Source organism: Caballeronia sp. (genome assembly GCF_049581465.1).
Lineage (GTDB): Bacteria > Pseudomonadota > Gammaproteobacteria > Burkholderiales > Burkholderiaceae > Caballeronia.
The window spans coordinates 1-5,833 of the sequence record NZ_JBAUSA010000490.1; the positions used below are offsets into that span (position 1 = coordinate 1).

4 protein-coding genes and 1 pseudogene are annotated in these 5,833 nt (G+C 61.7%); all 5 read left to right on the plus strand.

Annotation, left to right across the window (positions count from 1 at the left end; translation table 11 throughout):
- Positions 1–647: pseudogene (locus tag WCA53_RS11980) on the plus strand (DUF2235 domain-containing protein); the annotation flags it as partial.
- 83 nt (positions 648–730) lie between these two features.
- The gene (locus tag WCA53_RS11985; RefSeq protein WP_423909806.1) at positions 731–1,603 is read left to right on the plus strand and encodes a DUF4123 domain-containing protein; all 873 of its coding nucleotides are present in this window, start codon (positions 731–733) and stop codon (positions 1,601–1,603) included.
- A gap of 115 nt (positions 1,604–1,718) precedes the next feature.
- The gene (locus WCA53_RS11990; protein ID WP_423909811.1) at positions 1,719–2,000 is read left to right on the plus strand and encodes a PAAR domain-containing protein; all 282 of its coding nucleotides are present in this window, start codon (positions 1,719–1,721) and stop codon (positions 1,998–2,000) included.
- Between the two features lie 4 nt (positions 2,001–2,004).
- Positions 2,005–3,324, plus strand: a complete 1,320-nt coding sequence (gene tssL, locus WCA53_RS11995) for a type VI secretion system protein TssL, long form (RefSeq protein ID WP_423909815.1) — start codon at positions 2,005–2,007, stop codon at positions 3,322–3,324.
- A gap of 35 nt (positions 3,325–3,359) precedes the next feature.
- The coding region (gene tssM, locus WCA53_RS12000) for a type VI secretion system membrane subunit TssM (protein WP_423909818.1) at positions 3,360–5,833 on the plus strand (2,474 nt) is incomplete at its 3' end.

Genomic DNA, 5,833 nt, shown 5'->3' on the forward strand with positions numbered 1-5,833 from the left:
GCGCGACATCCGGACCTGATGCGCCACCGAACGCAGCACGTCCGGGCGAAACGGGTTATGACATCGGCACAAATGACAAGACGGACCTGCGCCAGGGGGCGGAGCAAATGCGGCTGCTGCTCGGCTATCTGTACCCGGAGCAACAGCGAGACGTCTGGCACGTGCAAGCGACCGCGCAAAGTGACCCTTACGCGAATAGCTATCCGCCTCCGCCTCCTCTGCCGCCGGAGCTCTCGGTACAACATGAAGGAATCCGGGATGACCCACCGAAAAGCGCTTCGCCAAAGGTGAGGCTGGTCAATGGCACCACGCTACATGCGCTACGCACTGCTATTGGTCGAAGCTACAACGTAGCTGACGACGTGGTGCTCATGCCGGTCAAGGAGGCGAAACCGTTCCTTCAGCAGCACGCCTCACGGGAGGCGGGCGGGCAGTTGCCTGACGCGGCCGTCAAGCTGTTTGATGACTACGTACATGACAGCCGTTGCTGGTTCCGCGTGCCGTATTTCCTTGAATACGCGCCGGGCGGTTATTTCTGGCCGCGCATCGTCTTCATCGGCAAGGACCAGCGCACTCCCCTTCTCGGTTTCGATCCACTCTTAGTGGCACTGGACACGGACGTTGCGCAGGAAACCGCGATGACCTGATCTGCGACGCCAGGGCAAACGTGCGCAAACGCTTCCACGCAACGTGTGCCCGCCATGACACCCACTTACCTGATGATGCACGAATGATGACGAATACCACCCGGGGGCACACGCGCCTCCTTGGCCTGATTGATGCGGCGGTCTGTCCATCTGTTATTTATCCGCTGCTGGAGAAGTCCGGTACAGACTTCTGTTCGGTCTTTTCAGGTCTGCCCGAGGAAGAGCTGGGGCCGGCTTCGCTGTTTCTGGCGCCGATCGACGATGTCGCGGCCGACTGGGTCGTGGAACTGGACCGGATAGATCTTCACTCGCCCTGCCTGTCGCTGGTCTGGAGCCGCGTCGATTCGCCTTTGCTGGTCTCGCATCTGCAGGCGTTCTTGTTTGCCGACATCGGCGATGGCATGACAGCCATGGTGCGCTATTTCGATCCTCGCACTACAGGTGCCGTTTTCAAGGTATGGGGCGAGCAAATCGGCAACATGTTCATGGGGCCGATCGAGCGATGGATGTACCGGGGCCGCCATGCAGACTGGCAACGCATCGAGAACGATTCGCTAACAGGCGCCCGCATCTGCCGGTCCATCAGGATCGAGCTCGAGCAGGCCGATATTGATGCGCTGTGTGCCCACAGCGAACCCGACGAGTTGCTGGCATTGCTGATTGAGTCCGGCCTGGTCGACGGCGCGCCGCCCTATCTAGACCGGTTGGCCGGATTCATGCCGCGTTACCAGCGTGCCGCCGAATGGGGGCTCGTGGAAGCTACGGACCGGCTCAGCTTCTGTCAGCACACCTACCTGTACGGGGCCAGTTTCGATCGCCACGAGTGGGTCCATCATGCGATGACAGCACGAAGAGCTTCGGGCAAACCTTTGAGCGACGCGCTGGACGCAATGCCTCAATACGTGCGGGCCGAACTCCAACGCAAGCGCGCCGCGACCCAGGACGCGCCGCTTTAGGTGTCTCCATGACACGGATTTCAAAATTGAGACCTTACGTGGACCGCCGCGACTGGGCGGCTCGACCCCGCAAAATTCGAATCGTCTTTCACGATAACTTACGCAGGAAGTGAACATGGCATTGCAAATCATCGTGGTCGGCGACCTGACCTCACACGGCGGTCGCGTTATTACCGGCTCCGAAACCCATACGATCGGCGGCAAGCGCATTGCCCGCCTGTTCGATCTGGTCGACTGCCCGCAATCGTATCCCGACGGGCGCCCGCACGGCATCAACAAGATCATCGAGGCACACCCGACGTTTACGATCGGCGGCGAGCGCGTGACCGTGGCGGGCAATCGCAGCGAATGCGGCTGCACGCTTATCGGTAGTACAACGGCCAGCATCGGAGACTAGGCGCATGGCAAAGATAAGCGAGTCGCACAGCGAAGAGACCCCGGCCGGATCCCAGGGAGCGGGCGGACGAGCGTCGCCGGACAATGGGCTGACGGTCGCGATTACCGGTGCAAAGACCGCCGCCGAGATGCCGAAGGAGATGCCTCCGGCGGAGCCTTTTAACCATCGCCTGGCTGTCGTGCGGGCCTCCGCGAATCCGCTCCTCGAAGCATCCCGTGTTCTGCTTCGCGCGCAGGCCGACATGCCGGAGACAGTGACATCAAAACATGCCATCTCATCATTGCAGTCAGCGCTCGAACAGGAGGTACGCACCTTCGAGAAACTATGTGAGCAGGCCAACATCCGCCGCGATCACATGGTCGGCGCGAGCTATTGCCTGTGCACGGCGCTCGACGAAGCGGCTACGCAGACAGCGTGGGGCAAAAGTGGCGAGAGCGGCGTGGAATGGATCACAGACGGGCTCGCCTCGACCTTTCACAAGGACCGCCAAGGTGGTGACAAGGTCTACCTGCTGATTGGACGGCTCATGACTGAGCCAAAGGAGCACCGCGACCTCCTCGAAGTGATCTACCGCGTCCTTAGCCTGGGATTTGAGGGCCGTTATCGCGTTTCGGCAGACGGCCCCCGACAGCACGACGCCGTGCGCCAACGTCTCTACACCGAGATCATGTCGCATCGCGGCCCTGTCCCCGCCGCACTCTCGCCGCACTGGGAAGGCGACTCGCGCGGGCGCAGTCGGCCGTTCTACGACTTCCCCGTCTGGATCACCGTGACCGTGCTGTCCCTGATCCTGCTCGCCCTGTACGGCTACGCCAAATACGACCTCTTGACACGCAGCGCGGTCGTGGAAAAGCAAATCGCCGACATCGCCCGCATGAGACCCCCGCCCGCACCGCCGGCCCTGCACCTGAAGGAACTGCTCAAGGACGACATCGCGGCGGGCAAGGTGAGCGTTGACGAAGACGAACATCACAGCGCGGTGACCTTCCACGGTGACGACATGTTCGTGGCCGGCAAAGCGGCCGTTAGCGCTTCGATGCAGCCGCTCATCAACAAGATCGCTGCCGAAATCGTCAAGGTACCGGGCAAGGTCACCGTCGTCGGTCATACCGACAACACCCCGATCCGTAGTCGCGCATATGCGTCGAATCAGGTGCTCTCGGAAGAACGCGCCACGCAGGTGATGCAACTGTTGCAGAACGCGGGCGTGCCGGCCAGTCGACTCGAAGCCATCGGCCGCGGCGACAGCGATCCGATCGCCGACGACAAGACGTTCCAGGGACGCGCGAAAAACCGGCGCGTCGAGATCAACGTCGCAGAATGAACACTCCGGCGCAATTGGGTTTTCGGGATTTGAGAATGAAGAAGTTTTTATCGTTTCTGGTGTCGCGGCAGTTGCTCGCATTGATCGCGCTCATCGTCGTTGGTCTGGTCATCTGGTTTGTCGGTCCGCTCGTCGCCTTCGGTGGCCTCAAGCCGCTTGCCGGCATAGGCATGAGGGTCCTGACGATCGCCATGCTGCTCGCGGGCTTGCTGCTGTGGCTCGCTGGCTGGTCGACGAGCGTCGTCTTCGTGGCGCTTCTTTGCCTGATGATCTGGTATGCCGCGCCGTTGCTGTCGCTCGGTCACGCGCAACCGTTCGAGCCGCAGTCCACGCGTGCCATCGCGATTGCCGTGGTGCTCGGCGTGTTTGCGATCTACTGGATATTTCGTCTTTGGAACAAGATGCGCGGCGACGAGCAGTTCGTGTCGCGGATACTGGAGTTCGGAGGCAAGCAGGAGCCTTCGCCGGCTGCCGAGCAACTGAAAGAAGTGAACCGGATCGTCAACAACGCACTGGAGCGCCTGAAGTCGATGCGCACCGGCGCGCGCGGACTTGGGCGGCTCTTCCAGGGCAAGCGCTATCTGTATGAACTCCCGTGGTATGTCACGCTCGGCTCGAAAGGCGCGGGCAAGACCACGGCGGTGCTCAATGGCGGACTCGCGTTCCCGGTCGCGGAACAGATGCAGCAGGCTGTCGGCAAAATGGGTGCAAGCGCCGGCACCATCAGTGTTGACTGGTGGCTTACCAACGACGCGGTGCTTATCGATACGCCGGGACGCTACACACGGCCCCGCGTGACTCAAATCGTCAGCGCGCCGGAATTGCCGCCGACTACCGACACCGTCCCGAGCAAGGATGGCAGCCATGCTAAGGTTGCTGCTGCCGCGCCTGCCCTCGATGTCGACACAGCCGAATGGCTGGGGTTCCTTGGGCTGTTGCGCAAGCACCGTCCGCGCGCGCCGATCAACGGTGCAATCCTGACGGTCGATCTCGCTGAACTGGCCAGCGAGGACGGGCATGCCCGCCTCGCTCAATCAGGGGCACTGCGCGCACGGCTGGAGGAACTGCGTACCGAACTGGGGATACGCTTCCCCGTCTATCTCGTGATCACGAAGATGGATCGCATGAGCGGTTTCAGTGAGTACTTCGGTTCGCTGACGGCAGAGGGCCGTTCTCAGGCATGGGGCTTCACGCTGCCATATGGCAAGGAGTCCATCGCGAAAGGAGGGCTGCAAGCGCGCTGCACAACCGAGCTGGGCCTGCTCTCGATGCGTCTGGCCGACGGCGTCAACACGCGTCTTCAGGACGAGTACGATACCGCCAAGCGAAGGCTGCTCGCGGCGCTGAATGAGGAATTCGCGGCCCTCGTGCAGCCACTGGGCGAGTTGATCGACAGCGTATTTCTCGACTCCCGCTACGACGCGACCCAGCGCCACGCAACGTTGCGTGGCGTCTATTTCACGAGCGCCGCGCAGGCGGGCGATGCAGTAGCCACCGAGCGCCAAACGATCGCGCAGCGCCTCGCGGCGATGGAGCAGCGCAAGCCCAATGCACAAAACTCCACCGCGTCCGGCCACCTGAGCTACTTTGTTCAGGACCTGCTGACCAAGGTCGTATTCCGTGAGGCGCACTTGGTTCGCCCGAACCTGCGCTGGGAATTCCGCTTCCGGCTTCTGCGTCTGATCGGCCATGCACTGGCGTTGCTGCTGTTCGCCTGGCTTGCGACCGGCGTCTGGGCCAGTCTCGGAAACAACCGTGCGTATCTCGATGCGATCGAACGGAAGGCGCAGGCATTGTTAGCCAAGGTCACGCAACTGTACAAAGCCCCGAAGCCCGAAGCCGTGCCCGACACACTCACCGATGCCCAGTATCTGGCGACATATCCGGGTCTTGACCTGTCGTCGCCCGACAGCGCGTATCGGTACGGTCTCTTCGTTGCTCCGGATATCGCCATCGGCTGTCACCACGCCTATGATGCGCTCGAAGATAACCTGCTGCTGCCGCAGATCGTGCGTCGCATGGAAGCTGTGTTATCAGATGCGATGGCCAGAAAAAATTCTGAAACGGCCTACGCTGCACTACGCGCGTATTTGATGCTGCAAGACAAGGCCAAGTACAACGCCGACGATGTAAAGGCGTGGGTGCTATCGGACTGGGCGAACACGGACAGCGCGGCCGTATTCGGTGGCCGTGCTTCGATGATCGAGCACGTCAACACCCTGTTCTCAGGCGAGCGCGTCGTACAATCGCCGTTCGTGAGAAACGATGCGCTAATCCAGCAAGCCCGAGCGTTCCTCGATATGAACAACGCGACCCAGCGCCTCTACGAACGCGCGAAGGCGGCGATGCAGAAGGAGGCGCCGGAGGAGTTCACGCTCCTGCGCGCGGTGGGCCCGCAGGCGGGTACGGTGTTCACGCGCGCGAGTGGCGAACCGCTTGCGCACGGAGTGCCGGGCTTATTCACCTACGACGGATACCGCGATCTCTTTGACAAACGCCTGCCCGAATT